Below are 26,972 nucleotides of genomic sequence, written 5' to 3' on the forward strand. Positions count from 1 at the left end.
ATCGATGTAACAAGCGGCCCCATCGGGATGCCGCGGAGCCGGCTTCGCCGGTCCGCAGGCATGCCCCCCTGGGGGGGGAAGCGCGAAGCGCTTCGGGGGGGGACCTACTTTCGGGGGGGACCTACTTTTTGGCAGTCACACCCAGCGTCTTGCCGATGGTGGCGTTGAAGTCGTTCACGCATTGCGCGGAGCAACGGGCCGCCCACTTGGGCAGCACGGCGTCCTGCGTGACCTTCTTGAGCAGTTCGCGATCCGCGTCCGTGGGCTGGACCAGGACCATCTTGCCCTTGACCGGGTACGGGCACTCGGCGGCGCCCGTGTTGCAGTCATAGCCTTCCTGAGTCTGGCGCGCCGCGGCGTCCCAGATGTTGTCGACCAGCGTCTTCACATTGGTCTGCAGGAAGGTGCGCACCTTGGGATCCAGCTTGTCCCAGGCCTTCTGGTTCACGGCATGGATCTGCTGGTTCCAGTTGATCGGCAGGGCCACCAGGTGCGTGGACACCTCGTACCACTTGGCCGAGTAGCCCGACAGCGAACCCGTGATGGCGCAATCGACCACCTTGTTCTGCAGGGCCGGCACGACTTCGCCGAACGCCATGGTCACGCTGGAGCCGCCCAGCGCCTCGACGAACTCGGCGGTGGTGCGGCTGCTGGTGCGCACCTTCTTGCCCCTGAGGTCGGCCAGGCCCTTGATCTCGGCGTTGCAGAACAGCACCTGGGCGGGATAGGTGGAAATGCCCAGCAGCTTGACGTTGTTGCCTTCGCCGTACAGTTTGGCGTAGACCGGCTCGAAGGCGTCGGTGACGGCGCGCGCGGTCTTGGCGTCCGGCGCCAGGCCGGCCAGGTCGATCGCTTCGTTGATGGGGTTGTCGCTGGCGAAGTACGACAGGGTGGCGGTGCCGAACTCCACCACGCCCTGCGACATCAGGCGCAGCAGTTCGGGGCCTTTCAGGCCCATTTCGTTGAAGCCCTTGATATCCGCCGTGATCTGTCCTTTGGACTGCTCGGGAACGGTCTTCGTCCAGAACGGTTTTTCGTAATCGTTATAGGCGGTCAGGTTGCTCAATCCCCCCACGACCTTCAAGTGGGTCTTGGGCAGGTCCTGCGCCTGGGCCGCGCCGGCCAGCAGGCTGGCGGCGACGGCGGCGAAAACCAGAGACTTTTTCATGGACAAAACTCCTAGCTGGCGGGATGGTATGCCGCGCGCGGGATCCCGTTATCCTCGTCGCGCGCGGATGGCTGCCGGGAAGTCAGGAGCCCCGCGATCATTGTTGGTGCGCCGCCATTGCATCCTCAGGGCCCTGGGGCGTCCAATCGTATGTTGCGATACGGGGGTATAAATATTTCTTGGGTCTCGCCGGCACGGCGCGCGGCATTTTCCGCAAACGACGCGGCAGCGCGGCTTTGCGGGCCGCGGCGGCGGCCCGCGCGAATGCGCCCGGATGGCCCCCGATTGAAAAAGGGGCATCGTCTGCTGGGGAAAACACCTAGGGCCCGCGGCCTTCGGAAGCGCCCCGCGCAGCCCCTAGAGGGGTGTGCCGCCGTCGGCCTGGCCGGCCACTTTCTGCGCCATCTGCGCGATGATGCGCACGGCGTGGCTGTCGGGCCCCTGGACCCAGGTCGCCGTGAAACTCAGTTCCGGCAAGGGGTCCGCCTCCACCCGCAGGATGCGCAGCTCGCCCCGCGCCAGTTCCTTGCCCAGGAACACCGGCGCGATGACGCTGGTGCCGATCCCGTCCTGCGTCATGCGCACCACCATCGACATCGACGCGCTGCCGTACATGCGCGGCGCGGTCACGCCGGCCCGCGTCAGCATGTCGCGCACGACGCGGTACGGCGCGCTGTTGGACGGATACGTAATGATGGGCAGCCTGCCGATCCGCTCCAGGGTCAGCGGTTCAGGCCCCAGGTCCAGCGCGGGGCTGGCCACCCAGGCCAGCGGATACGTGCACAGCGCCAGGTTCTCGACCCGCGCCTCCAGCACGGGCCCCATCAGGAAGGCCAGGTCGATCTGGCGCGACATCAGGTGCGAACGCAGCACGTGGGTGGTGTCCACCTCGATCTCCAGCACCAGCGCCGGATAGGTCGTGTGGATCAGTTCGATCAGCGTGGGCAGCCAGGTCTGCACGATGGTCTCGGCCACGCCGATGCGCACGGTGCCGGTCATGACGTTCTGCTCCCGCGCGGCCTCGAACATGTCGCGCCGCACCTGCAGCATGCGCTCGGCGTGCGACAGCAGTTCGTGCCCCTTGCCGGTCAGCTTGACGCCGCGCGCGTCGCGCTCGAACAGGCGCACGCCCAGGTCCGCCTCCAGCGAGGCGATGCGCTGCGATACCGCAGGCTGCGTGGTGTTGAGCTTTTCCGACGCGGCGCGAAAGCTGCCCAGCGTGGCCACCCAGAAAAAAGTTTCTATGTTGCGTAATTCGATCATGAGCCTGTTCCCCCGGCGCGATGAGCGTATCATGTCAGCCGCCCGTCAGTGCCCTGGAACAGTGCCCCAAACTAAGGAGTTTTCCGATGACCCCGGCCGATAACGGTCGTCCGCGCTCCGGCGCGCCCGCCGCCCGCGGCCCGATGGTCGGGGTGCTGTTGCTGGTGCTGTCGATGTGGACCCTGTCCTGCCTGGACGCCAGCGGCAAGTGGGTAATGAACGCGGGCGTGCCGCTGCTGGTGCTGTCGTGGTTCCGCTACGCGGTGCACCTGCTGCTGGTGCTGGCCCTGGTGCTGCCCGCGCGCGGGCTGGGGGTATTCCGCAGCAACAAGCCGCGCGAGCAGATCATCCGCGGCGGCTCGATGTTCCTCGCCACGCTGATGTTCTTCACAACGCTGAGCTACATCCCGCAGGCCGAGGCCACCGCCATCAACTTCCTCGCGCCGCTGCTGGTGCTGTCCGCCGCGCCCTGGGTCCTCAAGGAACCGGCGCGCCTGTCGCGGTTCATCGCCGCCGGCGTGGCCTTCATCGGCGTGGTCATCGTAATCCGCCCGGGCGGCGGGCTGCATCCGGTCGGCACGATCTTCGGCCTGATCACCGCCTGTTGTTTCGCGGTGCAGTTCATCGCGACCCGGCGCGTCGCGGGCGACGACCCGTTCACCTCGCTGATCTGGAGCGGCGCGGTGGGCACCCTCTTCCTGACGCTCGCCCTGCCCTTCATCCTGCCGCCCGCCCTGCCGGTGCTGCGGGCGCTGGCGCCGATGGACTGGGTCCTGCTGATCTCCACCGGTATCACCGGCGGCCTGGGCCATCTGTTCCAGATCGCGGCCTATCGCCGCGCCCCGGCCTCCACGCTGGCGCCCTTCGTCTACCTGCAGATCATCAGCGCCACGTCGGTCGGCTGGCTGGTGTGGGGCCACTTCCCCGACGCGCTGACCTGGCTCGGCATCGCCATCATCTGCGCCAGCGGCATCTGCATCGGCGTGGTGGAATGGCGCCGCGGCCGCGCGCCGGCCGCGCCCCTGGCGGACGCCCGCGCCCGCTGACCGGGCGGCGGGCGTCCCGCGGGCGCCTCCCGTACAATGCGGGTCGCTCTTGCGCTCAGCGGCAGGGGCTCCTCCCCCCGGCATCCCCCGAATCGAGGCCTTCATGATCATCAAGCCCCGTGTGCGCGGTTTCATCTGCGTGACCACCCACCCCGTCGGCTGCGCCGCCAACGTCAAGAACCAGATCGACTACGTCAAGGCGCAGGGGCCGATAGCGGGCGGGCCCAAGCGCGTCCTGGTGATCGGGGCGTCGACCGGCTACGGGCTCGCCGCGCGCATCAGCGCGGCGTTCGCCTGCGGCGGACAGACGCTGGGCGTGTTCTACGAGCGGCCGCCCGAGGACGGCAAGCCCGCCACGGCGGGCTGGTACAACACCGCCGCCTTCCACGAGCACGCGCACGCCGAAGGGCGGTATGCGCAGAGCATCAACGGCGACGCCTTCTCGGACGAAATCAAACAGAAAACCATCGACACCATCAAGCGCGACCTGGGCCAGGTCGACCAGGTGGTCTACAGCCTGGCCGCGCCCCGCCGCATCCACCCCCGGACCGGCGAGGTCTTCAATTCCACGCTCAAGCCCATCGGCGCCCCCGTGAGCCTGCGCGGCCTGGACACCGGCCGCGAAGCGGTGAAGGATTCCGTGCTGGAACCGGCCACGCAGGCCGAAATCGACGCCACCGTCGCGGTCATGGGCGGCGAAGACTGGCAGATGTGGATCGACGCGCTGCTTGCGGCCGGCGTGCTGGCCGAAGGCGCCACGACCACGGCGTTCACCTACCTGGGCGAGAAGATCACCCACGCCATCTACTGGAACGGCTCGATCGGCGCGGCCAAGAAGGACCTGGACCAGAAGGTCCTGGACATCCGCGCCAAGCTGGCCGCGCGCGGCGGCGACGCCCGCGTGTCGGTGCTGAAAGCGGTGGTGACGCAAGCCAGTTCGGCGATCCCGATGATGCCGCTGTACCTGTCGCTGCTCTTCAAGGTCATGAAGGAGCAAGGCACGCACGAAGGCTGTATCGAGCAGGTGTACGGCCTCTACCGCGACAGCCTTTGCGGCCCGGCCCCGATCCTGGACCAGGACGGCCGCCTGCGCGCCGACCGCAAGGAACTCGATCCCGAAGTGCAGGACCGCGTGCAGGCGCTGTGGAACCAGGTCTCGAACGACAATATCTACCAGGTGACGGACTACGCCGGCTACAAGCAGGAATTCCTGCGCCTCTTCGGCTTCGAGATCGACGGCGTGGACTACGAGGCCGACGTCGAGCCGGCCGTGGAGATCCGCGGCCTGGTCTGACCGGATCGGGTTGCGTCAGAAGTATTCGAGCGTCACGACCTTGTGCCGCCGCACGCTGCCGTCCGGCCACGGAACCGGCGTCGAGACGCTTGTGCTGACTTTGACGCGGTTCCCGGCGGGCGTGGGCGGCCGGTCGGCGGACGCCCAACAGCTCACCCGGGGAACCGCCTTCCCCCCGGTATTGCCCTTCATTTCAACCTTGCATGCCGCGGGCTCCACGATGGCGCCGGTGAAGCGGATCATGCCGCTCTGGGCGCTGGCGACGACGGGAACCAGCAACGAGATAACAGACAACGCACGCGTCAAAGTGTGAATAGTCATGACGACTCCTGAGCGCAGGCAAGTCCGGAAGGCGGGTTCACCTTCCTTACTTCTGATTACGGCGTCGTCTTGAAAAACTATACGTCGGGAAAACAACTACTCGGCCGGAATAATTCCAGCAGCCGGTCCAGGCCGCCGGTGTCGATCGCCACGTTCACCTCCTGGCGCACCGCCGGCTTGGCGCGATAGCCCACCGACAGGCCGGCCGCGCGCATCATCGGCAGGTCGTTGGCGCCGTCGCCCACGGCGATGGCGCGCTCCGGCCCCACCCCCAGGGCCGCGCACACTTCCAGCAGCTTGCGGCGCTTTTCCTCGCCGTCGCAGATGTCGCCCCAGGCTTGCGGCAGCAGCCGGCCCGTCAGGCGGCCGTTCTCTACCTCCAGCACATTGGCGCGCACGTCGTCCAGCCCCAGGCGCAGGCGCAGCCGGTCGGTGAAGCAGGTGAAGCCGCCGGTCACCAGCAGGCAGGTCAGGCCGGCCGCCTTGCACGCCGCGATCAGCGTCTCGGCGCCCGGGTTGATGCGCAGCCGCTGTTGGTAGACCTCGTCCAGCGCGGCCTCGGGCATGCCGGCCAGCAGCGCCACGCGCTCGCGCAGGCTCTGCTTGTAGTCCACGATCTCGCCGCGCATGGCGGCCTCGGTCAGCGCCGCCACCTCCGCTTTCCTGCCCATCAGGTCCGCCATCTCGTCCAGCGTCTCGATCGAGATCAGGGTGGAGTCCATGTCGAAGGCGATGAGCCGGTAGTCCGACAACGCAAGCGGCGGCTCGATGCCGCGCCAGTGCAGGCCGGGGGTCGTCTTGGGCAACAGCATGGGGAAAGTCCTTGTCTATCCGGGTTGGGAAGGGCCCCGCCCTTGCGCGCAGAGCCATTCGATGAACAATTGCGCCGACGCCGCGGCCGGGCCGTCCGGCCGGTACAGCGCATGGATGCCGGCGTTGGGCAGTTGCGGTTCCGTGAACAGCGGCCGCAGTCGGTCGGCGCGGATATCGTCGTCCAGCAGGCACCAGGGAGCCAGCGCGATGCCCAGATCGTTCATGGCGGCCTGCATGCACAGGAATTGATGGTCGAAGACCGGCCCGGGCAATTGCGCGGGCACATCCACCTTCGCGAGCGCGAACCAGCGCGGCCAGTGGTCCATGCCGCCCGATATCTTCAGCAGCGGATGCCCCAGGCAGTCCGCCGGCGCGGCCAGCCGGTTGCGCTCGATGAAGCGCGGCGACGCCACCGGCACGTGGAAGTCGTCCAGGCAGTGTACGCAGGCCAGCTCCGAATGCGCCATGTAGCCGTGGCGGATCAGCACGTCGCTGCCGGTGTCGCCTCCCCGGTCGAGGAACGGGCGCCCTTGCGTGGTCAGTTGCACGTCGATGCCCGGATGCCGCGCCTGGAACGCCGACAGCCGCGGAATCAGCCACTTCATGGTCAGCGACGGCGTGGCGCACACGCGCAGCACGCCGCCGTAGGCAGGCGATTTCAGCTTGGCGGTGGCCGCCGCGATGCGTTCCAGGCTGGCCTGGACCTCGGGAAAATACGCCTGGGCGCAGGGCAGCAGCGCGACGCCGCGCGCCTCGCGCGCGAACAGGGGCTGCCCCACATACTCTTCGAGAATGCGGATCTGCTGGCTGACCGCGCTGTGCGTGATGCTCAGTTCGTCGGCGGCCGCGGTGAAACTGCGCAGGCGCGCCGCGGCTTCGAACACCCGCAAGGCCTTCAGCGGCGGCAGGCTCGGCCCCGCCATCTCAGGCCAGGCCCGCCCGGGCGCCCGCCCGGCGCCTCGCTGTGCTGCTCTTTCCCACGTTTACCCTTGTCGTCTATTTATTGTCGGCGCGCCATTGCCGGCGCGCGCGCCCTGTCCAGCCGCATTCTAGGGGATAGGCCGGCCGCCGACCTCTTAGAAAATCTAACGCCACGCCTTAAAAAACACTGCTGGTCGCCGGGCGGGCCCCTTCCTATGATGCCGACAACCCCAGGCAGGAACCCAACATGGCATCAATCACGGTAGACGGCATCGTCAAGACCTTCGGCGGGCAGCAGGTGCTGCGCAATCTGTCCCTGCACATCCCGGACGGCGCGTTCTATACGCTGCTGGGCCCCAGCGGCTGCGGCAAGACCACCCTGCTGCGCTGCATCGCCGGCTTCTACGCGCCCGACGGCGGACGCCTGCTGTTCGACCAGGACGACGTGACCCATGTGTCCGCGCACCGCCGCGACATCGGCATGGTGTTCCAGGACTACGCCCTGTTCCCCGACAAGAGCGCCTTCGACAACGTGGCCTACGGCCTGCGCGCCCGCGGCGTGGCGCGCGCCGAGACCGCGCGGCGCGCCAACGAAGCCCTGGACAAGGTGGGACTGCTGGCGCTGGCGGACCGCTACCCCGCGCAGATGAGCGGCGGACAGCGCCAGCGCGTGGCCCTGGCGCGCGCGCTGGTGATCCGGCCGCGCGTGCTGCTCATGGACGAGCCCCTGTCCAATCTCGACGCCAAGATGCGCCTGCAGATGCGCGACGTGATCCTGGACCTGGTGCGCGAAGCCGGCATCACCACGGTCTTCGTGACGCACGACCAGGAAGAGGCGCTGGCGATGTCGGACCGGATCGCGATCATGGACCACGGCGACATCGCCCAACTGGGCACGCCCGAGGAACTCTACGGCACGCCCGTGAACGCCTACGTGGCGGACTTCATCGGCTCGGCCAACGTGATTCCCGTGCCGGCCAGGAACGGCCAGGCCGGCGCCCCGGCCGGCCACGTCCGCTACGAACTCTGCGGGCTGGGCTTCGACGGCATGCAAGGCAGCGAGCGGCTGGGAGAGAACGGCGTGCTGATCGCGCGTCCCGAAGAGCTGGCCCTGATGGCCCCCACGCCCTACGTGCCCAACACCCTGCCCGGCAAAGTGCTGCGGCGGCAGTACCTGGGCTTCAAGACGGCCTACCGGATCGCGCTGGACAACGGCGCCGAGATCCGCGTCGAACTGCATGCCGGCAACATGGTGGCGCAGTTCCAGCCGGGCGAGGCCGTGCAGGTGCTGATCCCGGCCGACAGCCGCGTCGTCAACGCCTGAGGACGCGCCCGCCATGAAAATCCAATGGTGGCCCTGGGGCATCCTCACCGCGATCAGCCTGGCCCTGCTGCTGTTCTTCGTGCTCTATCCGCTGGGCGTGCTCTTCGGCAACAGCGTCACGGGACAGGACGGCGGCTTTTCGCTGGAGGGCTTCCAGGCCCTGCTGGCCGACTCGCAGTACGTCGAGGCTTTCGGCAATACGCTGATCCTGGGCCTGGCGGTCACGGTCTGCACGGTGCTGGTGGGCGTGCCGTTCGCCTACATGGTGGCGCGCTACGACTTCCCGCTGAAGAACCTGGTGGCCATCCTGCCGGTGCTGACCATCGTCATCCCCGAGATCATCGTGGGCCAGTCCTGGCTGCTGATCCTGGGCAACAACGGCATCCTGACGAACCTGCTGGGCGATGCCGGCATCTCGCTGCCGTCGTTCTACGGCTGGACGGGCATGCTGTTCTCCATGACGCTCGTCTACTACACCTACATCTACCTGGGCGTGCTGGCCGCCTTGCGCGGCTTCGACGGGCAACTGGAGGAAGCGGGCCTGAGCCTGGGCACGCCGCCGTTCCTGACCAAGCTGCGCGTGCTGGTGCCGGTGCTGCTGCCCGCGGTGCTGGTCAACGCGCTGGTCGTATTCACGCTGGTGGTGGGCAACTTCGCGCTGGCGATGCTGCTGGGCAGCCGCGTGCCGCTGCTGTCCGTCATGACGTACAACACCTTCGTGAGCGAAATGGGCGGAAGCCCGACGCTGCAGAGCGCGATGTCGGTGGTGTCCATCGCCATCGTCGCCATCGTGCTGTTCTTCCAGAAGCGCGTGGTCGAGCGCAAGGTCTACACGATGACGCAGGGCCGCGCCCCGGCGGCCGTGCGCGTGCGGTCCTGGAACGCCATGCTGTATACCGGCGGCGTGGGCCTGGTGATCTTCATTTCGCTGCTGCCGCTCATCGTCGTCTTCATCGCGGCGTTCACCAAGACCAGCGGGCCGGTCATGCAATGGGGGCAATGGTCCCTGGCCAGCATGCAGCGCGCGCTGCACGGGGCGCCGGAACCCATCCTGAATTCGCTGAAGTTCGCGTCCCTGGCCACGGTGCTGGGCGTCGCTTTCGCGGTGCTGGTCAGCTACCTGACGATCAAGAAGCGCAGCGCGTCCACGCAGGTGCTGGACTACATCGTGGTGCTGCCGCTGACCATCTCCGGCACGGTGCTGGGCATCGCCCTGGTGCAGACCTTCAACACCGGCTGGCTCGTGCTGGCGGGCACCTCCGGCATCATGGTGCTGTGCTACACGGTGCGGCGCCTGCCCTTCGCGGTCCGCAACGCCTCGTCAGTGCTGTTCAACATTCCCGAGTCGATCGAGGAAGCCTCGATCAGCCTGGGCGTATCCCCGCTCATGACCTTCTTCAAGGTGGTCCTGCCCGCCATGAAGGCGTCGATCATCTCGGCGGCCATCCTGATGTGGCTGACGACGATCTCCGAGCTGTCGGCGTCCATCGTCGCCTACAGCGGCGGCCTGGAGACGATGCCCATCGCCATCTTCCGCCAGGTCGACGGCGGCAGGCTGGGCATGGCGTCGGCCTACGGCGCGGCGCTGGTCACCGTGATCGTGCTGCCCATCATCGTGTCGGTCAAGGCGTTCCGCATCAAGCTGTTCTCCGGCAAATAACCCACTCGCACAGAGGCTACCCATGCAACTCAAGCACCTCCTTCAGTACAGCGTCCTGGCCGCGGCCCTGGCAACCGGCGCCGCCCATGCCCAGAATGTCGTGCTCTATTCGTCCAACAACACGGAAACAATCGAAACCGCGCTGGACGCGGTGAAGATGAAGTCGCCCAAGCTGAACGTGCAGCCGGTCACCGGCGGCACGGGGACGATGATGAAGCGCATCGAGGCCGAGTCGCAGAATCCGCGCGGCGACCTGTTCTGGAGCGGCGGCTTCGGCACGCTGGGCGCGTACCGCCAGCACCTGCAGCCCTACCGTCCGGCCGACCTGGACAAGGTCCCGGCCGAATTCCGCGGCCCGGACGACCTGTGGGTGGGCACGAACGTGCACGTGATGGTGATGATGGTCAACGAGCGCCAGCTCAAGGGCCTGCCCGCCCCCGCCACCTGGTCCGACCTGATGCAGCCGCAGTGGAAGAACAAGTTCGCCATCACCGATCCGTCCAAGAGCGGCACCGCCTACATGCTGGTGTACGGCCTGTACAAGCAGTTCGGCCAGGAAGGCCTGGACAAGATCGCGGCGAACGCGGTCGTCACCGCCTCGTCCGGCACCACCTACAAGGGCGTGGCTGCCGGCGAGTACGCCGTGGGCATGACGCTGGAATACGCCGCGCAGGAGTACGTGGCCGGCGGCCAGAAGGAAATCAAGCTGGTGTACCCGACCGAAGGCAGCTACCTGGCGCCCGAAGGCATGTTCATCATCAAGGGCGCGAAGAACCTGGACGCGGCCAAGGCGCTGTACGACGGCCTGCTGAGCAAGGAATCTCAGGAAGCGCAACTGGTGAAGAACTTCCGCCGCCCGACGCGCACCGACGTGGCGGTGGCCAGCCTGACCACCCTGCCCGACCTGAAGACCATCAAGATCTTCCCGGTCAGCCAGGAAGCCGCGGCCACCGAGTATGAAGCGGTGGTGGCGGCCTGGAACCAGGCCGTGGCGAAGGCAAAGTAAGAGAAGCCCCCACGCCGCACTCGCTTCGCTCGCTTGCTGCCCCATCTTGGGGCGGCCCGGCGGCGGGGCGGCTATTTTTGCGCTGCGCGGGCTTGTAGCTCCCCTAGAAGGACCGCCCGCGGTGTCAGGCGCCGTCGGCCATCCGGCCCGCGGCCAGCACCAACTGGCGTCCGCAGCGGGCGGCGAGGTCGGGATCGTGGGTCACCAGCACCAGCGTGGTGCCGTGCTCGCGGTGCAGGTCGAACATCAGGTCGATGACCGTCACCCCGGTGGCGGCGTCCAGGCTGCCGGTGGGCTCATCGGCGAACAGCAGGTCGGGCCGCACCACGAAGGCGCGGGCGAGCGACACGCGCTGCTGTTCGCCGCCCGACAGGGTGCGAGGGTAATGATGCAGGCGCGCGCCCAGCCCCACCCGCTCCAGCATGGCCTGCGCCGCCTCGCGGGCGGGCTGCCCGGCCAGCTCCAGCGGCAGCATCACGTTCTCCAGCGCGGTCAGGTTGGGCAGCAACTGGAAGGACTGGAACACGAACCCCACGTGATTGGCGCGCAGCCGCGCGCGGCCGTCCTCGTCCAGGGCGAACAAGTCCTGCCCGGCCAGGCGCACGCTGCCCGTGCTGGGAACATCCAGCCCCGCCAGCAGTCCCAGCAAGGTGGACTTGCCCGAACCGGAGCTGCCGGTGATGGCCACCGCGCTGCCGGCCTCGACCGTAAAATCGATGTCTTCCAGGATAGACAGCGTCCCGCCGGCATCGGCCACCCGTTTGCCCAGCCCTTTCACCTCGATCGAATTCTTGCTATCCATGCGCCTATTTTCCCGTCTGCTTCTTGTGTCCGCCGCGGCCTTCGCGGCCGTGGTTCCCGCCCACGCTCAGACCGCCGCGGCGGCCCAGGGTTCCGCGCTGCGCACCGTCCTGGTCCTGGGCGACAGCCTGTCGGCCGAATACGGCCTCAAGCGCGGCACCGGCTGGGTGCCGCTGCTGTCGGCCCGCGTGTCCGAACAATACCCCAACTACCGGGTCGTCAATGCCAGCATCAGCGGCGACACGACCAGCGGCGGCGTCGCGCGCCTGCCCGCCCTGCTGCGCCAGCACGCGCCGGCCGTGGTGGTGCTGGAACTGGGTTCGAACGACGCGCTGCGCGGCCTGCCCCTCGCGATGACCGAACAGAACCTGCGCGCCATGGCGCAGGCCGCCCGCCAGGCCGATGCCCGGGTCCTGATCGTCGGCATGCAGATCCCGCCCAACTACGGCCGCGACTACACCCAGCGTTTCGCCCAGGTGTTCCCCACGGTCGCCAAAGACGAAAACGCCCGGCTCGTGCCCTTCCTGATGGAAGGTATCGCAACGAACCGGGCGATGTTCCAGGCTGACGGCATCCATCCCAACGAGGATGCCCAGCCCCAATTGCTGGACAACGTGTGGCCGACGCTGCGGCCGCTGCTGGACTGAGGCGCCGGGCTCGCCGGTGTCAGGCACTTTCCGGATGGTGTCTGACACCCCATGCACGGCGTCTCAGGCTGAAGGGCATCTTTCCAGGGGTGTCAGACACATGCCTACAGCGCTGAGACCGGCGCCATTCGCTGGTGTCTGACACCCTGGGCACGGCGTCTCATGCCGAAGCGCCTCTTCCTGGGTGTCAGACACTTTCCGAGAAGGCTGAGACCGGCGCCATTCGTCGGTGTCTGACACCCCGCACACGGCGTCTCAGACTGAAGGGCATCTTTCCAGGGGTGTCAGACACTTGCCTACAGAGACACTTTCCGAGAGGGCTGAGACCGGCGCCGTTCCTTGGTGTCTGACACCCCGCGCACGGCGTCTCAGACTGAAGGGCATCTTTCCAGGGGTGTCAGACACTTGCCTACAGAGACACTTTCCGACAACGCTGAGACCGCCGCCATTCGCTGGTGTCTGACACCCTGGGCACGGCGTCCCGTGCCGAAGCGCCTCTTCCCTGGGTGTCAGACACTATCCGGAAGGGCCGCGATCAGCCCGCGGCCGGCTGGTCGCCGCGGATGACCTCGGCGGCGGCGGGCAGCACCTGCACCTTGTACTCCTCGCGCAGCATGCGGATCATCGCTTCGTTCTCGGCCTGGCCCCAGGCGCCCGACAACTGCTGCGCCAGGCGCTCCTTGTCGGCCGGGTCGACCTTGCCGGCCTCGACCTTCTCCAGGCGCACCAGCGTGTAGTCCGCGCCCGACTGCACGCCGGTATAGGCGGGCAGCGTGCCGGCGGACAGGCGCATCACGGCGTCCAGCACCGGACGCGGCAGGTCCTTGGGATCCTGGCGCGACACGGCCACGGGCGCGGCGAAACCTTCCGGCGCGGCGGCCGGGTTGGCCTTGTCCTCGGCCAGGGCGGCCTCGCCGGCCTTCTTGGCGGCTTCCGCCGAGCGCTCGTCCAGCAGCCTGGCGCGGATCGACTCGGCGACCTTGTCCAGCGGCGGCACGTGCGCCGGCTCGACCGCGGCGACGCGCACGGCCAGCATGGTGTCGGGCGACAGTTCGATCACGCCCGAATTCTGCTTTTCGCGCAGCACGTCGGGCGAGAACAGCACCTGGCGCACGCGGGGATTGTCCAGCAGCGCGGCGTCGGGGCTGTCGGCGGCCGAGCCCGGGCCGGCCTTGTCGGCGGGCAGCAGGCCTTCGCGGGTCACGCCGGACGCGGTGCGCAGCTTCAGGCCGACGGTGTCGGCGGCGGGCTGCAGGCTGTCGCGCTGGTCATAGACCTGCTTGTTCAACTGGCTGGCCATCTCCGAGAAACGCACGGCCGCGATCTGCTTGCGGACTTCGGCGGTGATCTGGTCCTTGACCTCGGCCAGCGGCTTGACGGCGGCGGGCTGGATTTCGGTGACCTTGACGATGTGCAGGCCGGACGGGCTTTCGATCACGCCCGAGACCTGGTCCTTGGCCTGGCCGAAGATGGCTTTCTCCAGCGGGCCGGACAGCATGCCGGGAGCGAGCCAGCCCAGGTCGCCGCCATTGGCGGCCGAGCCCGCGTCCTGCGAGTTCTTGCGCGCCAGTTCGGCGAACTGCGCCGGGTCGGCGGCGGCCTGCTTCGCCAGGTCTTCGGCCTTGGCGCGGGCGGCCTTGCGGGCCTCTTCCGTCGCGCCGGGAGCCAGCTCGATCATGATGTGGCTGGCGCGGCGGCGTTCGGGCTGGCCGAAGCGGTTCTTGTTCTGTTCGTAGTAGGCGGCGAGATCCTCGTCCTTGACCTGCACGCCCTGCGTGGCGGCGGCCTCGTCCAGCACCACGTACTGGACCTGGACCTGTTCGGGAACCTGCAACTGCTGCTTGTTGGCGTCGTACCAGGACTGGATGTCGGCCGGGCTGACGCTGACCTGCGAACGGTAGTCCGAGGCCGCGAAGCGGCGAAGCTGCACCGTGCGGATCTGGGTCAGGGCCGTTTCGAGCGAGGCCACGACCTCGGCGGGCGCGCGGGCCGACTGGCCGACGGGCTCCAGCACGCGGGCGACCGCCAGGTCGCGGCGCAGGCCGGCTTCGAACGACGTGGGCGACATGCCCTGCGCGGCCAGCACCTGGCGGTAGCGCTCGGCCGAGAAGCGGCCGTTGTCCTGGACTTCCGGAATCGCGGCGATGGTGTTGCGCAGCGTTTCATCGGACACCGAGAAACGGTTGTCGATGGCGACGTTGGCCAGCAGGCGCTGATTGATCAACTGGTTCAGCAGGCCTTCGCGCAGCGCCGGCGTGTCGATCACGGCCGGGTCGAACTGCGCGCCCAGGCGCTGGCGGAACTGCTCGAGCTGGTTGCGGTGCGCCTGGTCAAACTCGGCGCGCGAAACCGGCTGCCCGGCGACCGTGGCCAGTTCCGGCTCCTGCCGCATGAAACTGTCATAGCCTTGAATCCCGACCAGGAAGAAGGACGGCACGATCAGAAGCAGCAGAATGAGCTGCATCCAGCGCCGATGGCTGCGAATAAATTCGAACATGGAATCCCTGTTGCCGCGCCCCGGGGGGTATCCGCCCGGAGCCGCACGAAAACGCATAAAAAAAGGCGAACCCGATTCGCCCTATTCCCATACCGGTCATGACCGGATCAGCGGGCGGATTTTAGCATTTCTCATTCGTCCTGGAGGCCCGACGGCGCTCGGGGCCGGTTCCCCCGGGCAGAAGCCCCGCGCGGGCACGCGATCGGCCCGGGAACCCGGCCCGGCCCGCATGGAATCGGAGCGCCGTCAACCCGGGGAATCACCATTTCCGCGGCCCCGCCCGCCCCGTATCGTGGCCTGTCAGGGTTTGCCCGAAGCCGGGCCCCGTCCCCCACGCACAGAGGTTATCGCCGATGCCGCTCCCGTCTCTTCGCCCGCTCGTCCTGCGCGCCTGTACCGCCCTGGCCTTCCTGGGCGGCGCCCACGCCGCGCTGGCCGCGCCGGTCGCCGCCGTCCATGAAGCCGCCCAGGCGCAGCGGCAAGGCATGCTGGACACCATGCGCGACCTGGTCGGCATCGAATCGGGCAGCAAGGACGTCGAAGGCGTGGAACGCATCGCCGGACTGATCCGCGACCGCCTCAAAGCGCTGGGCGGTACCGTCGAGATCCTGGCCGCCACCGACGTCTTCCGCCTGGACGACACGCCCGAGAAGGTCGGGCCCATGGTCCACGCCGAGTTCAAGGGCAAGGGCGACAAAAAGATCATGCTGATCGCCCACATGGATACCGTCTATCGCAACGGCATGCTGAAGGACCAGCCCTTCCGCATCGACGGCGGCAAGGCCTACGGGCTGGGCATCGCCGACGACAAGCACGGCGTGGCGCTGATCCTGCACACCGTCGCCCTGCTGCAGAAGCTGGGCTTCGCGGACTACGGCACTCTCACCGTGCTGATCAACGGCGACGAGGAAATCAGCTCGCCCGGCGCGCGCAACACCATCACCCGCCTGGGCGCCGACCAGGACGCCGTCTTCTCGTTCGAAGGCGGCGGGGCCGAGGCGCGCCTGACGCTCGCCACCAGCGGCATCGGCGCGGCCTACCTCACGGTGCAGGGCAAGACCTCGCATGCCGGCGCCCGCCCCGAAGGCGGCGTCAACGCGCTCTATGAACTGGCGCACCAGTTGCTGCAACTGGACAAGCTGTCCAGGCCCGAGGAAGGGCTGAAGCTGAACTGGACCGTGGCCCAGGCCGGCACCAATCGCAACGTCATTCCGGGCCTGGCCACCGCCCAGGCCGACGCCCGCGCGCTGCGCGTCTCCGATTTCGACGCGCTGTCGTGCAGCCTGGAGGAAGGCATCCAGAAGAAGCTGCTGCCCGAATCGAAAGTCAGCGTGAAGTTCGAAGTCCGCCGCCCGCCGCTGGAGGCCACGCCCGCCTCGCGCGCCCTGGCCCGGCACGGCGTAGAGATCTACAAAGAGCTCGACCTGCCCCTGAAAGTGGTGGACCGCGCCAGCGGCGGCGGCACCGACGCCGCCTTCGCCGCCCTGAAGGCGCGCGGCCCCGTGATCGAGGGCATGGGGCTGAGCGGCTTCGGCGCCCACTCGAACGACGCCGAGTACATCCAGATCGACAGCATCGTGCCGCGCCTGTACCTGGCGGCGCGGATGATCATGGACGTCTCGCAGGGCAAGGCGCCCGCGAAGTAGGAGTATCCTTGCAACCCTGTCCAAAAGAACCTGATAGCAACACCCCCATGAGCGCAACCCTCCCCTCCTGGCCCTATTCCCGCTACATCGCCCACCGCGGCGGCGGCCGGCTGGCCCCGGAGAACACGCTGGCCGCCATGCGCGTCGGCGCCGAGCACGGTTTCACGATGTTCGAATACGACGTCAAACTGAGCAGCGACAACGTGCTGGTGCTGATGCACGACGACGACGTGGACCGGACCTCCAACGGCACGGGCCCGGCGGCCGCCAAGACCTACTCGGAACTGGCCCAACTGGACTTCGGAAGCTGGCACTCGGCCGCCTATGCGGGAGAGCCGCTGCCCACCTTCGCCGCGGTCGCCCGCTATACGGTCGCCAACGGCATCGCCAGCAACGTCGAGATCAAGCCTTGCCCGGGCCGCGAAGCCGAAACCGGCCGCGCCGCGGCGCTGGCGGCCCGCCAGTTGTGGCAAGGCGCCGCCACGCTGCCGCTGCTGTCCTCGTTCGCCGAGGAATCGCTCGCGGCCGCGCGCGAGGCCGCGCCGGAACTGCCGCGCGCCCTGCTGGTGGAAAAAGTCCCCGCCGACTGGCGCGAGCGCCTGGCCAAGTACGAATGCGTGGCGCTGAACATCAACCAGAAGGACGCGACCCGCGAACTCATCGATGCCGTGCACGCCGCCGGCTACCGTATCGCGGCCTGGACCGTCAACGACCCGGAACGCGCGCGCCTGCTGCTCGACTGGGGCATCGACGGCATTTTCACCGACGAGCTGGCCGCGATCCGGCCGGCCGCCTGAGGCAGAGCGCCCCGTGTTCAGCTATCGCCACGCCTTCCACGCCGGCAACCACGCCGACGTGCTCAAGCACGCCATCCTGGTCCACACGCTGGATTACTTCAACAAAAAGGACGCGCCCTATTGGGTCGTGGACACGCACGCGGGCGCCGGGCTGTACAGCCTGGACAGCGACTGGGCGTCCAAGACCTCGGAATTCGCGGACGGCATCGGCCGCCTCTGGGAAGCCCAGGACCTGCCCCCGATCCTGGCGGACTATGTGGCGCGCGTCCGCGACTACAACACCAACGGCCGCCTGAAGCGCTATCCCGGTTCGCCGTGGCTGGCGCTGGACGCCATGCGTCCCTCCGACCGGCTGCGCCTGTTCGAAATGCATCCCACCGAGATCGACACGCTGGTCTCCAACCTCGAGCACCAGGGCCGCACGGCGCTGCGCCAGACCACGATCTACGGCGACGACGGCTTCGAGGGCGTCAAGGCGCTGCTGCCGCCGCCCACCCGCCGCGGCATGGTGCTGATCGACCCTTCGTACGAAGACAAGAACGACTACCGGCGCACGCTCATCACCGTCAAGGAGTGCGTCAAGCGCTTCGCCACCGGCACCATCGCCATCTGGTATCCGCTGGTGCAGCGCCGCGAGGCCAGCGAGATGGCGCGCCACTTCGAGAACCTCAAGGTCAAGAGCTGGCTGCACGCCACGCTGACGGTCAAGAAGGCCGCCATCGACGGCTACGGCCTGCACGGCAGCGGCATGTTCCTGATCAACCCGCCCTGGACGCTGCACGACGCCCTGAAGCCGGCCATGCCCTACCTGGCGCGCACGCTCGGCCAGGACGAGCGGGCGGGATTCACGCTGCAATACCGCGAGAATCCCTTCCCCGTTCCCAAGAAACACGCGGACGAGTAAGTCCGGCGGGCGGCATTGCGGCAAGTGTCTGGCACCCTGATGAAATGCCGGAACAGGTGGAAACGATCTTGCCGAGTGTCTGACACGGGGTGCGGGTGTCAGACACCCGGGAGGCGCCGTGACGAAATGACGTGCGTCCCGTACGGGTGTCAGACACCTGGATCAATGCCGGGCGCCTGACACCCATCGCTGCGGCAAGTGTCAGACACCCTTATGAAATGCCGGCCCAGGTGGAGACGGTCTTGCCGGGTGTCTGACACTGGGTGCGGGTGTCTGACACCCGGGAGGCGCCATAGCAAAATGACGTGCATTTCGTACGGGTGTCAGACACCTGGATCAATGCCTGGCGCCTGACACCCATCGCTGCGGCAAGTGTCTGACACCCTTATGCAATGCCCGAACAGGTGGAGACGATCTTGCCGGGTGTCTGACACGGGGTGCGGGTGTCTGACACCCGGGAGGCGCCATAGCAAAATGACGTGCATCTCGTACGGGTGTCAGACACCTGGCCCCGTGCCGAGCGCCTGACAGCCATCGCGGTCCGGCCTTTACTCCCATCAAGCCAATTCGCTTTCCGGTTCCTCGCGGCGCAGCGCTTCCTGCGCCCGTGCCAGCTTGGCCGCGGCGTCGCGCAGCGCGGTGCGCAGGCCCTCTTCAATCACGGGGTGATAGAACGGCATTTCCAGCATGCGCGCCACGGTCAGTTCCTGCTGCACCGCCCAGGCCAGCAGGTGGCCGATGTGCTCGGCGCTGGGGCCGACCATCTCCGCGCCCAGGAAACGCCCGGTCTCGATGTCCGCGTAGACGTGCAGCATGCCTCGGTTCTTCAGCATGACGCGCGAACGTCCCTGGTCGCCGAAATCCACCTCCCCGGTCACGAAGGTGCCCGGGATCAGCCGCGCGTGGCCCTTGCCGGCGAGCGCGATCTGCGGGTCCGAAAACACCACGGCCAGGGGCGCGCGGCGCAGGCCCTGGCGCACTTCCGGGTAGCGGGCCGCGTTCTCGCCGGCGATGCGGCCTTCGTCGGCCGCCTCGTGCAGCAGCGGCGCGTCCGCGTTGGCGTCGCCCGCGATGAAGATGGGCGAGTCGCCCGCCTGCATGGTTTCGCGGTCGAACACCGGCACGCCTTGCGCGTTCAGCGCCAATGAGGTGTTCTCCAGGCCCAGCCCGTCCACGTTGGCGCGGCGGCCCGTGGCGACCAGCGCGTAGTCGAAGCGCTCGGTGCGCTCGCTATTGTCCAGTGCCACATAGCGCACTTCGACCTCGTCGCCCACGCGGGAGGTCTCCAGCACCCGGGCGTCCGGATCCAGGTAGAACTCGCGCTGGAAAACCTTGCGCGCGGCCAGGCGGACCTGGGGATCGCTGATGCCTCCCAGGCTGCCGCTGACTCCGAACACGCGCACGTCCACGCCCAGCCGGGCCAGCGCCTGTCCAAGCTCCAGGCCGATCACCCCGGGGCCGAACACCGCGACGCGGCGCGGCAGGTCGTCCCACGCGAACACGTCGTCGTTCACCACCAGCCGGTCGCCCAGCGCGCGGAACGGCGGCGGCACCGAAGGGCGCGAGCCGGTCGCGATGACGACGCGGGAGGCATGCACCTCGGTATGCTCGTCGACGCGCAGCACTGTGTCGGACAGGAAGCGGGCGTAGCCGCGCAGCTTGTCTTCGGCGGGAATGTTCTCGACGCCTTCCAGCACGAAGCCGACGAAACGGTCGCGTTCGCGCTTGACGCGGTCCATGACCTCGGCGCCATCCACGCTGATTTCGCCGTTGACGTGCACGCCGAAGGCTTCGGTGTGGGCAGCGCCATGGGCCGCCTCGGCGGCGGCGATCAGCAGCTTGGACGGCATGCAGCCCACTCGGGCGCAGGTCGTGCCATAAGGGCCGCCCTCGATCAGCAGCGCGCGTTTGCCCGCGGCCTTGGCCGCGCGGTAGGCGGCCAGGCCGGCGGTGCCGGCGCCGATGACGGCGATATCGGTATGCAGAGTCTTCATGTCTGGGTATCTCCCGGTATGTCGTGGAGCAGGATTTGCAAGGCGCATTCCGCCTTGTTGCGCATCCTCGGGACGAACGCCGTCCCGCGGCGCCGTCGGGGGCCGCGCGAAGATGCGGAACAAGGGAAATTCGGGGATGCCGGGCCGCGGGGCGGCCCGGCCGGCGGACAGGGGCTGGCGCCCCTGCCCCGCCAGGCGCTTAGGCGAAGTGCGCCTTCAGGTCTTCCAGGCCGCCGACCAGCGAACCGTTGATGAACACCTGCGGAGCGGTGCCCTTGCCGGACACGGCGCCGATCACGCGGCCGCGGACCTTGTTTTCCAGCGGGATCTCGATCGAGTCGTAGCCCTTGGCGTCCAGCAGCGCCTTGGCTTCGACGCAGAACGGGCAGCCCGGCTTGGAGAACACGACCACCTGGTCGGGCTTCTTCGCCGACGGGGCGAAGTGGGCCAGCATGGTGTCGGCGTCCGACACTTCGAACGGGTCGCCTTCCTTTTCCGGCTCGATGAACATCTTCTGGACCACGCCGTCCTTGACCAGCATCGAATAGCGCCAGCTACGCTTGCCGAAACCCAGGTCGCTCTTGTCGACCAGCATGCCCATGCCTTCGGTGAACTCGCCGTTGCCGTCGGGCAGCAGCGTGATGTTGGCGGACTCCTGGTCCTTCGCCCATTCGTTCATGACGAAGGTGTCGTTGACCGACACGCACACAATGCTGTCCACGCCGGCGGCGAAGAAGGCGGGCGCCAGTTCGTTGTAGCGCGGCAGGTGGGTGGAGGAGCAGGTCGGCGTGAAGGCGCCGGGGAGCGAAAAGACCACGACGGTCTTGTTCTTGAACAGATCGTCCGACGTGACCTTCTTCCAGGCATTTTCCTGGCGGACGGGGAACGTTACGTTCGGGACACGTTGGCCTTCGCGGTTTTGCAGCATTCAAACTCTCCTTGGGTTGCGGGGTCTTGTTCAACCACCATGGAAGGAATGATAAATCTTAACTATCAATTAATCAAATTTAATAAACTAAATTGATTAATAGTTTTAAACAATGAAGAAAATAAGGCCGCCAGACGCCAACTATCATAACGCGGCCGGCGGCCAGGGAGACTACACGCGCGACGGCGCGTAGCCGGCCTCGCGGATGGCGGCCTCGATCTTGTCCGCCTCGCCGGCGCCCGTCACGGTCACGCGGTGCGACGGCAGGTCCACGGTCACGGTCGCGCCCGGCGCGGCCTGGTTCACCGCGCCGGTGATGGTCTTGACGCAATGGCCGCAGGTCATGTCGGGCACTTGGAACTCGATGCTCATGTCTATCTCCAGAGGAATTCAGGACAGGCGGACGCGGTTCCGTCCACCGTGAACACAGCTTAAACCTTCCAATTGTGTCAAGATCAAGCGTAGAATGGGCCGTACCGACGACAGGAGTCCCGCCATGAATATCGGCCAGGCAGCGAAAAGCTCCGGCATTTCCGCCAAGATGATCCGCTACTACGAAGGCATCGGCCTGATCGGGCCCGCGGTGCGCACGGATTCGGGCTATCGCGTCTACAGCGAGCACGACCTGCACACGCTGCGCTTCGTGCGCAGGGCGCGGGACCTGGGTTTTTCGGTGGAACAGATGAACGAGCTGCTGGCGCTGTGGAAAGACCGCAGCCGCGCCAGCGCCGACGTCAAGCGCATCGCGCTCGAACACGTGCAGGAGCTGGAGCGCAAGGCCGAGGCGCTGCGCGACATGGCGGCCACGCTCAAGCACCTTGCCCAGCACTGCCACGGCGACGACCGGCCGGACTGCCCGATTCTCGACGGCCTGGGCCGCTCGCACTGACGCGGCGCCCAGGCCCGCCGGATCAGCCTTCGGCCGGCACGGCGGCGGCGGCTTCCGCCGCGGCCGCGGCGGCCAGCTTGGCGGCTTCGTCGGCGGCGGCCTTGGCGGCGCGCTCGCGCGCCCGTTCCTTTACGTCGCGCACGCCTTCCGCGTCCAGCGACTCGAATACGGCGATGGATTCCACGTGGCCCGTGTGCGGGAACATGTTGATCACGCCCGCGCTCTTGAGCACGTAGCCGCCTTCATGCACGAGGATGGCCGCGTCGCGCGCCAGCGTGGCCGGATTACAGGACACGTAGACGATGCGGCGCGGGCGCTCTTGCGGCGCCAGTTCCGACAGAGCCTGCGACACCGCGTGCGCCCCTTCGCGCGGCGGGTCGATCAGCATGCGGTCGAAATAGCCCAGGCCGCGCAGCCAGTCCACGTCCACTTCGAACAGGTTCAAGGTCGCGAAGCTGGTGCGATCGCCCAGGCCGTGGCGCGACGCCGCGTCATGGGCGCGGTCGGTCAGCGCCTTGCTGCCTTCCACGCCCACGGCCTCGCGGGCCTGCGTGGCCAGCGGCAGCGTGAAGTTGCCCAGGCCGCAGAACAGGTCGGCCACGCGATCGGTCGGCTGCACTTCCAGCAGCGTCAGCGCGCGCGACACCATCGCGCGGTTGATGGCGTGGTTGACCTGTGTGAAGTCGGTGGGACGGTACGGCATGCGCAGGCCGAATTCCGGCATGGTGTAGGCCAGCGTGTCGTCGTGCTCGCGCTCGAGCGGATGCACCGTGTCCGGGCCCTTGGCCTGCAGCCACCACTGCACGTTATGCCTGGCGGCGAAGGCGCGCAGGATGGCGATGTCGCCGTCGGTCAGCGGCAGCAGGTGGCGCAGGACCAGCGCGGTCACGCCTTCGCCCAGCGACACTTCGATCTGCGGCATGCGGTCCGGCGCCGACATCGAGGCGATCATCGCGCGCAGCGGCAGCAGCAGGTCGCTGACGTGGCGGGGCAGCACGTGGCATTCGCGCATGTCGGCCACATAGCTGCTCTTGCGTTCATGGAAGCCGACCAGCACCCCGCCCTTCTTCGGCACGACGCGCACGGACAGCCGCGCGCGGTAGCGGTAGCCCCAGGTCGGGCCTTGCAGCGGCGCCAAGATGCGCGCGGGGCGCAGCTTGCCGACGTGCCAGAACGTGTCTTCCAGCGAACGCTGCTTGATGGCCACCTGCGTGCTGGGTTCCAGGTGCTGCATGGCGCAGCCGCCACAGACGCCGAAATGCGGGCAGCGCGGCACGACGCGCTGGGAAGACGGCCGCAGCACTTCATCCACGCGCGCGATCTCGTACGAAGGCTTGCGGCGCACCGTGACGGTCGAGACCCGCTCGCCCGGCAAGGCGCCTTCCACGAATACGACTTTCCCGTCGCGGCGGGCGATACCCCTGGCTTCCAGGTCCAGGGATTCGATACTCAAAACGTCAGACATCTCACGCAGTCCAGAATTACACGCAACCCAATATTGTAAAAGGACTGCGGCCAATCCCGGAAATGGCCCGCGGCGGGCCGCCGGCGGCCGGGAGGCGCCCCGGCCGCGCAAGCCGCGTCAGAAGGAACGCGACACGGAGAAGACCGCGCCCAGGCGGCCCGAGGGGTGGCCGTACTTGGTCGGCAGCCAGTTGTCCTTGGTGGCCCCCACCGCGGCCAGGCCCAGGATCCAGCCCTTCAGGTCCTTGGTCACGCCGACCTTGTAATCGACGTAATGGCCGATGGAGTCGCCGTCCATGTTGACCTGGTTCTTGAGCTTCTGGTAGCCCAGGTGGCCGACCACGCCCCAGCCGTCACCCAGGTCGAAGTTGGCCGTGCCGTCCAGGTACCAGGTGCCCTTGCTGTCGGGCGTGCTGAAGAAGTCGCTGGGCGTGTAGGAATACTTGAGGCTGTAGCTGTCGTAGGAGACGCCCAGGTACAGGTCGGTGTTGTTGTAGTTGCCGCCCTTCGGGGAGCTGGAACCGGGGTAGTAGTAATGCAGCACGCCCGCGTCCAGCGCGAAACCGCCGCCGACGTCGCCCTTCCAGCCGCCGTAGAAGTCCATTTCCAGGTTGCCGTCGGTGAACACGAAGTCGGAAACGTTGGAATTCCAGTTACCCAGGTAGAAGCCGGAGCTGTGGGTCAGGTCGAAGCCCAGTTGCGCGGCGGGCCGGAAATCGGTCTGCGAATAGCCGCGGAAGCGATAATCGCTGGCGATGGTGGCGTTGCCGCTGAGCGAAAAGCCGCCCCCCAGGTCGGTGGGTTCGGCCTGCGCCGACGCGGCGAAACAAACGGCAAGCACAAAAGGCAAGGCGGGCAGCGTCTTCTTCATGGTGCGGAGTCCTGATCGGATTTAACGAGGAGGCGGACGGCCTGAGGCGCATCCATCGGGCCGGCTCTACGGTATTCGTGACCGGTTCCCTATCCATGAAGCAATGTCCGTGCCAGCCCGCGGCGGGCGCATGCCGGGCGCGGGACGCACCAGGAACGTGCAGGCGCGGGCCGCCGGGCCCGTCCCGTGCGTCAAAATGGGGAGCGCGCGCCATGCTGGAGCATTCGGCGACAAAAAACCCCGGCACGCGCGGGCGTGTCCGGGGTCCGGGTGGACGGCCGGCCTGGCGGCCGGCCGCGGCGCTTACTTGGCTGCCGGCGCGGCGGGCGGCGCGGCATCGACGGGGCCCCTGCCCTTGCCGTGGCGCGCTTCCATCTTGGCGTGGCGTTCCTGCATCCTGGCTTCGCGGTCCTTGAGCATCTTGGTCACCTGGCCGCGCTGGGTGTCGTTCAGGCTGTCCCAGACCGCCAGCCACTGGCCGCGGACCTGCTTGGCCTGCGAGCCGAAGGCCTCGCGCGATTTCTCGGATTGCTCGACCAGCGCGTGCGGATCCAGCTTGCCGCTGTCCAGTTGCGCCTTCAGCAGGTCATGGCGCTTGCCGCCGGAAGCGCGCATCGCTTCATGCAGGCTGCGCTGGCCGTCCTGGGCGGTCTTGAACAGCGCCTGCTGCTTGTCGTCGAGCTTCAGTTCGGCGACCTGCGCCTTGGAAACGGGCCCCAGGCCGGGGATGAACAGGCCGTCGCGCATGCCTTTGTGGAAACCGCCGCCGTGATGGCGTTCGTGCATGGCGGCGGGGCCGCCGTCGGCCGGAGGAGGAGGAGCAGCCATAACGGTGCCGGCCACCAGGCCGCCCGTCGCGGCGACAAAAGCAAGAGCGGCCAAATTGGAGCGGATAGCGAATCGGGACATGAAGGTCTCCTGTGAGTGAAGAAAGCGAGACCATTGTGCGATCGGGCCCGTTTCATCCGGGTTTCGTCCGCGCAAGCCATGTTTCAGTCGATTGCGCCTGGCGGAGACGCGAAGACGGGGCCGCGCGGGCCCCGTCTTTCACTGCGCGCATTGCCCGCGCGGGACGCTCAGGCGGCGTCCCAGGCAGCCATGTATTCCTTCCAGTGCGGCGCGTCGCTGGCGCTCAGGGTATCGCGCACCAGCGCGATCTCCGCCTCGTAGGCGGTGCGGTCGAGTTCGCCGCGCAGGAAACGGAAGCGGCAATACACCAGCCAGGTGTTGACCACGTCCGTTTCGCAATAGGCCCGCACTTCGTCGGCGCGGCCCTGGCTCCAGGCTTCCCACACCTTGCTGCCGTCCATGCCCAGCTTGCCGGGAAAGCCGCAAAGCTTGGCCAGCTCGTCCAGCGGCGCGTTGGCGCGGCCGTTGTACTTGGCCAGCAGGTCCATCAGGTCCAGGTGGCGGGAGTGGTAGCGCGAAATGTAGTTGTTGAACTTGAAGTCGCGGTCTTCCTCGCCCATGTCCCAGTAGCGCGGCGCGGGCACGCCCTGGATCAGGCTGCGGTAATGCAGCACCGGCAGGTCGAAGCCCGAGCCATTCCAGCTCACGAGCTTGGGCGTGTAGCGCTCGATGGTCTTGAAGAAGCCCGCCAGCAAGGCGGCCTCGGGATCGTCGGGCTGGCCCAGCGTCTTGACGCGGAAGCCCTGGTCGTCGCGGAACACGCAGCCCACCACCGCCACTTTGTGCAGGTGCAGCGGCAGGAAATCGTGGCCCACGGCCTCGCGGCGCGCCGTCAGCGCGCGTTCGACCACTTCCTGGTCGGAGACCTCGGCCCCCCAGCCGTTGAGCTTGCGCAGCCCGTCGGCGTCGGGGATGGTTTCCAGGTCGAATACCAAGGTGGGCGTCATTTCGGGGGCAGGTATTGCATGGGATCCACCGGCGTGCCCTGGCGGCGGATTTCGAAGTGCAGGCGCGGCGACGTGGTGTCGCTCTGGCCCAGTTCGGCGATCTTGGCGCCGCGCTTGACGGTCTGGCCGGTCTTCACCAGCACCGCGCGGTTGTGCGCGTAGGCGGTGATGAAACCGTTCTGGTGTTCGACGATGATCAGGTTGCCCAGGCCGCGCACGCCATTGCCGCTGTACTTGACGAGCCCGTCCGCCGCGGCGGTGATCGGGTCGCCCAGCGCGCCGGCGATGTCGATGCCCTTGCTGCTGGCGTTGAAGCCCTGCACGATCTGCCCATTGGCCGGCCAGGTCCAATTGATGACGCCGGCATCCGCCGCGCGCGTGGCGGGCTTGGTCTCGACCGGAGCGGGCGCCGGGGTCGGCGTGGTTTCAGGCGGCGGCGCCGCGGTTTCGGGTTGATCCAGCGGACGCGGCTGCGGCTTGGCGCCGCCGACCGGCGCGGTCTGCGCGCCGCCGCCCGCGCTGCCGGACATCTTCAGCACCTGCCCGACGGAAATCTGGTTGGGGTCGCTGAGGTTGTTCCAGCGCTTGACGTTCTCGATGTCGACGTTGTTGGCGCGGGCGATCTTGTACAGCGTGTCGCCCGGCTTGACCACATAGGTGCCGCCGGGCTGTGCCGAAGGCGAGGATTGCCCGCCGGTCATGTCGACCACCGGAGCGCGGGTACCTTTGGATGCGCAGCCGGCCAGGATGGCCAGGCTGAGCGCCCCCGCGACGAAGAGCGGGCGGCGCAGGCGCGTCGCGGACGCGCCCAGAGCGATATCGGTCAGTTGCAACTGCCCGTTGAGCATACGTTTCTCCTGTT

The 26,972-nt window shown here is 67.7% G+C and carries 25 protein-coding genes; 10 read left to right on the forward strand and 15 right to left on the reverse strand.

The window, feature by feature from the left end:
• Nucleotides 1–121: 121 nt before the first annotated feature.
• Both WHX56_RS20600 and WHX56_RS20605 read right to left on the reverse strand, forming a co-directional pair.
• Nucleotides 122–1,168 (reverse strand): TRAP transporter substrate-binding protein, encoded by a 1,047-nt coding sequence (locus WHX56_RS20600; RefSeq protein WP_338878833.1) that lies wholly within the window; start codon nucleotides 1,166–1,168, stop codon nucleotides 122–124.
• 357 nt (nucleotides 1,169–1,525) lie between these two features.
• Nucleotides 1,526–2,431: a LysR family transcriptional regulator gene (locus WHX56_RS20605; RefSeq protein ID WP_129240768.1), complete on the reverse strand. Its 906-nt coding sequence runs from the start codon at nucleotides 2,429–2,431 to the stop codon at nucleotides 1,526–1,528.
• 86 nt (nucleotides 2,432–2,517) lie between these two features.
• On the opposite strand from WHX56_RS20605, the gene WHX56_RS20610 reads away from it, so the two are divergent.
• The gene (locus tag WHX56_RS20610) at nucleotides 2,518–3,477 is read left to right on the forward strand and encodes a DMT family transporter (protein WP_287755450.1); all 960 of its coding nucleotides are present in this window, start codon (nucleotides 2,518–2,520) and stop codon (nucleotides 3,475–3,477) included.
• Nucleotides 3,478–3,580: 103 nt separating this feature from the next.
• Nucleotides 3,581–4,771: an enoyl-ACP reductase FabV gene (gene fabV, locus WHX56_RS20615; RefSeq protein ID WP_338878834.1), complete on the forward strand. Its 1,191-nt coding sequence runs from the start codon at nucleotides 3,581–3,583 to the stop codon at nucleotides 4,769–4,771.
• 15 nt (nucleotides 4,772–4,786) lie between these two features.
• Here fabV and WHX56_RS20620 read toward each other — a convergent pair whose 3' ends face one another.
• The 3 genes from WHX56_RS20620 to WHX56_RS20630 form a co-directional block, all read right to left on the reverse strand.
• On the reverse strand, nucleotides 4,787–5,092 hold the full coding sequence (locus WHX56_RS20620; protein WP_338878835.1) for a hypothetical protein: 306 nt from the start codon (nucleotides 5,090–5,092) through the stop codon (nucleotides 4,787–4,789).
• Nucleotides 5,093–5,169: 77 nt separating this feature from the next.
• Nucleotides 5,170–5,904 (reverse strand): phosphoserine phosphatase SerB, encoded by a 735-nt coding sequence (serB, locus tag WHX56_RS20625; protein ID WP_338878836.1) that lies wholly within the window; start codon nucleotides 5,902–5,904, stop codon nucleotides 5,170–5,172.
• Between the two features lie 15 nt (nucleotides 5,905–5,919).
• Nucleotides 5,920–6,828 carry a LysR substrate-binding domain-containing protein gene (locus WHX56_RS20630; protein WP_129240763.1) on the reverse strand — a complete coding sequence of 303 codons (909 nt, stop codon included), beginning with the start codon at nucleotides 6,826–6,828 and terminating at the stop codon, nucleotides 5,920–5,922.
• Nucleotides 6,829–7,073: 245 nt separating this feature from the next.
• On the opposite strand from WHX56_RS20630, the gene WHX56_RS20635 reads away from it, so the two are divergent.
• From WHX56_RS20635 to WHX56_RS20645, 3 genes are read left to right on the forward strand one after another with little or no spacing between them, the layout of a single operon-like run.
• Nucleotides 7,074–8,150, forward strand: coding sequence for an ABC transporter ATP-binding protein (locus WHX56_RS20635; protein ID WP_129240762.1), 1,077 nt, complete (start codon nucleotides 7,074–7,076; stop codon nucleotides 8,148–8,150).
• A gap of 13 nt (nucleotides 8,151–8,163) precedes the next feature.
• Nucleotides 8,164–9,810, forward strand: a complete 1,647-nt coding sequence (locus tag WHX56_RS20640) for an ABC transporter permease (protein ID WP_129240761.1) — start codon at nucleotides 8,164–8,166, stop codon at nucleotides 9,808–9,810.
• A 22-nt stretch (nucleotides 9,811–9,832) separates the two neighbouring features.
• Nucleotides 9,833–10,816, forward strand: a complete 984-nt coding sequence (locus WHX56_RS20645; protein ID WP_129240760.1) for an ABC transporter substrate-binding protein — start codon at nucleotides 9,833–9,835, stop codon at nucleotides 10,814–10,816.
• 124 nt (nucleotides 10,817–10,940) lie between these two features.
• On the opposite strand, the gene WHX56_RS20650 is transcribed toward WHX56_RS20645, so the two are convergent.
• Nucleotides 10,941–11,618: an ABC transporter ATP-binding protein gene (locus WHX56_RS20650; RefSeq protein ID WP_129240759.1), complete on the reverse strand. Its 678-nt coding sequence runs from the start codon at nucleotides 11,616–11,618 to the stop codon at nucleotides 10,941–10,943.
• On the opposite strand from WHX56_RS20650, the gene WHX56_RS20655 reads away from it, so the two are divergent.
• Complete coding sequence (locus tag WHX56_RS20655; RefSeq protein WP_338878837.1) at nucleotides 11,617–12,264, forward strand: arylesterase; 648 nt, start codon at nucleotides 11,617–11,619, stop codon at nucleotides 12,262–12,264. The genes WHX56_RS20650 and WHX56_RS20655 overlap by 2 nt on opposite strands.
• A gap of 535 nt (nucleotides 12,265–12,799) precedes the next feature.
• On the opposite strand, the gene WHX56_RS20660 is transcribed toward WHX56_RS20655, so the two are convergent.
• Nucleotides 12,800–14,761, reverse strand: a complete 1,962-nt coding sequence (locus WHX56_RS20660) for a SurA N-terminal domain-containing protein (RefSeq protein WP_338878838.1) — start codon at nucleotides 14,759–14,761, stop codon at nucleotides 12,800–12,802.
• A 353-nt stretch (nucleotides 14,762–15,114) separates the two neighbouring features.
• Here WHX56_RS20660 and WHX56_RS20665 point away from each other — a divergent pair, with 353 nt between their 5' ends.
• The 3 genes from WHX56_RS20665 to WHX56_RS20675 are packed head-to-tail and all read left to right on the forward strand — an operon-like array spanning nucleotide 15,115 to nucleotide 18,108.
• Nucleotides 15,115–16,407 (forward strand): M20/M25/M40 family metallo-hydrolase, encoded by a 1,293-nt coding sequence (locus tag WHX56_RS20665; RefSeq protein ID WP_338878839.1) that lies wholly within the window; start codon nucleotides 15,115–15,117, stop codon nucleotides 16,405–16,407.
• Nucleotides 16,408–16,454: 47 nt separating this feature from the next.
• Complete coding sequence (gene ugpQ, locus WHX56_RS20670) at nucleotides 16,455–17,204, forward strand: glycerophosphodiester phosphodiesterase (protein WP_338878840.1); 750 nt, start codon at nucleotides 16,455–16,457, stop codon at nucleotides 17,202–17,204.
• A gap of 13 nt (nucleotides 17,205–17,217) precedes the next feature.
• Nucleotides 17,218–18,108, forward strand: coding sequence for a 23S rRNA (adenine(2030)-N(6))-methyltransferase RlmJ (locus WHX56_RS20675; RefSeq protein WP_129240755.1), 891 nt, complete (start codon nucleotides 17,218–17,220; stop codon nucleotides 18,106–18,108).
• Between the two features lie 557 nt (nucleotides 18,109–18,665).
• On the opposite strand, the gene WHX56_RS20680 is transcribed toward WHX56_RS20675, so the two are convergent.
• The 3 genes from WHX56_RS20680 to WHX56_RS20690 form a co-directional block, all read right to left on the reverse strand.
• Nucleotides 18,666–20,102 carry a dihydrolipoyl dehydrogenase gene (locus WHX56_RS20680; protein ID WP_129240754.1) on the reverse strand — a complete coding sequence of 479 codons (1,437 nt, stop codon included), beginning with the start codon at nucleotides 20,100–20,102 and terminating at the stop codon, nucleotides 18,666–18,668.
• Between the two features lie 199 nt (nucleotides 20,103–20,301).
• Nucleotides 20,302–21,030 (reverse strand): glutathione peroxidase, encoded by a 729-nt coding sequence (locus WHX56_RS20685; RefSeq protein ID WP_129240753.1) that lies wholly within the window; start codon nucleotides 21,028–21,030, stop codon nucleotides 20,302–20,304.
• Nucleotides 21,031–21,201: 171 nt separating this feature from the next.
• The gene (locus tag WHX56_RS20690; RefSeq protein ID WP_129240752.1) at nucleotides 21,202–21,402 is read right to left on the reverse strand and encodes a heavy-metal-associated domain-containing protein; all 201 of its coding nucleotides are present in this window, start codon (nucleotides 21,400–21,402) and stop codon (nucleotides 21,202–21,204) included.
• A 124-nt stretch (nucleotides 21,403–21,526) separates the two neighbouring features.
• On the opposite strand from WHX56_RS20690, the gene cueR reads away from it, so the two are divergent.
• Nucleotides 21,527–21,919 carry a Cu(I)-responsive transcriptional regulator gene (gene cueR / locus WHX56_RS20695; RefSeq protein ID WP_129240751.1) on the forward strand — a complete coding sequence of 131 codons (393 nt, stop codon included), beginning with the start codon at nucleotides 21,527–21,529 and terminating at the stop codon, nucleotides 21,917–21,919.
• A 22-nt stretch (nucleotides 21,920–21,941) separates the two neighbouring features.
• Here cueR and rlmD read toward each other — a convergent pair whose 3' ends face one another.
• From rlmD to WHX56_RS20720, 5 genes are all read right to left on the reverse strand, one after another.
• Nucleotides 21,942–23,384 (reverse strand): 23S rRNA (uracil(1939)-C(5))-methyltransferase RlmD, encoded by a 1,443-nt coding sequence (gene rlmD / locus WHX56_RS20700; RefSeq protein WP_129240750.1) that lies wholly within the window; start codon nucleotides 23,382–23,384, stop codon nucleotides 21,942–21,944.
• 117 nt (nucleotides 23,385–23,501) lie between these two features.
• A complete protein-coding gene (locus WHX56_RS20705; RefSeq protein WP_129240749.1) occupies nucleotides 23,502–24,254 on the reverse strand; it encodes a TorF family putative porin in 753 nt (250 codons plus the stop codon).
• Nucleotides 24,255–24,557: 303 nt separating this feature from the next.
• Entirely contained in the window at nucleotides 24,558–25,163 is a 606-nt protein-coding gene (locus WHX56_RS20710) for a hypothetical protein (protein ID WP_338878841.1), read from the reverse strand.
• 167 nt (nucleotides 25,164–25,330) lie between these two features.
• On the reverse strand, nucleotides 25,331–26,110 hold the full coding sequence (locus WHX56_RS20715; protein WP_129240747.1) for a 3'-5' exonuclease: 780 nt from the start codon (nucleotides 26,108–26,110) through the stop codon (nucleotides 25,331–25,333).
• Complete coding sequence (locus tag WHX56_RS20720) at nucleotides 26,107–26,958, reverse strand: peptidoglycan DD-metalloendopeptidase family protein (RefSeq protein WP_129240746.1); 852 nt, start codon at nucleotides 26,956–26,958, stop codon at nucleotides 26,107–26,109. Before WHX56_RS20720 ends, WHX56_RS20715 begins: the two co-directional genes overlap by 4 nt.
• Nucleotides 26,959–26,972 lie beyond the last annotated feature (14 nt).

The organism is Achromobacter veterisilvae (assembly GCF_037619525.1).
In the GTDB taxonomy this organism is placed as follows: Bacteria; Pseudomonadota; Gammaproteobacteria; order Burkholderiales; family Burkholderiaceae_B; genus Achromobacter; species Achromobacter veterisilvae.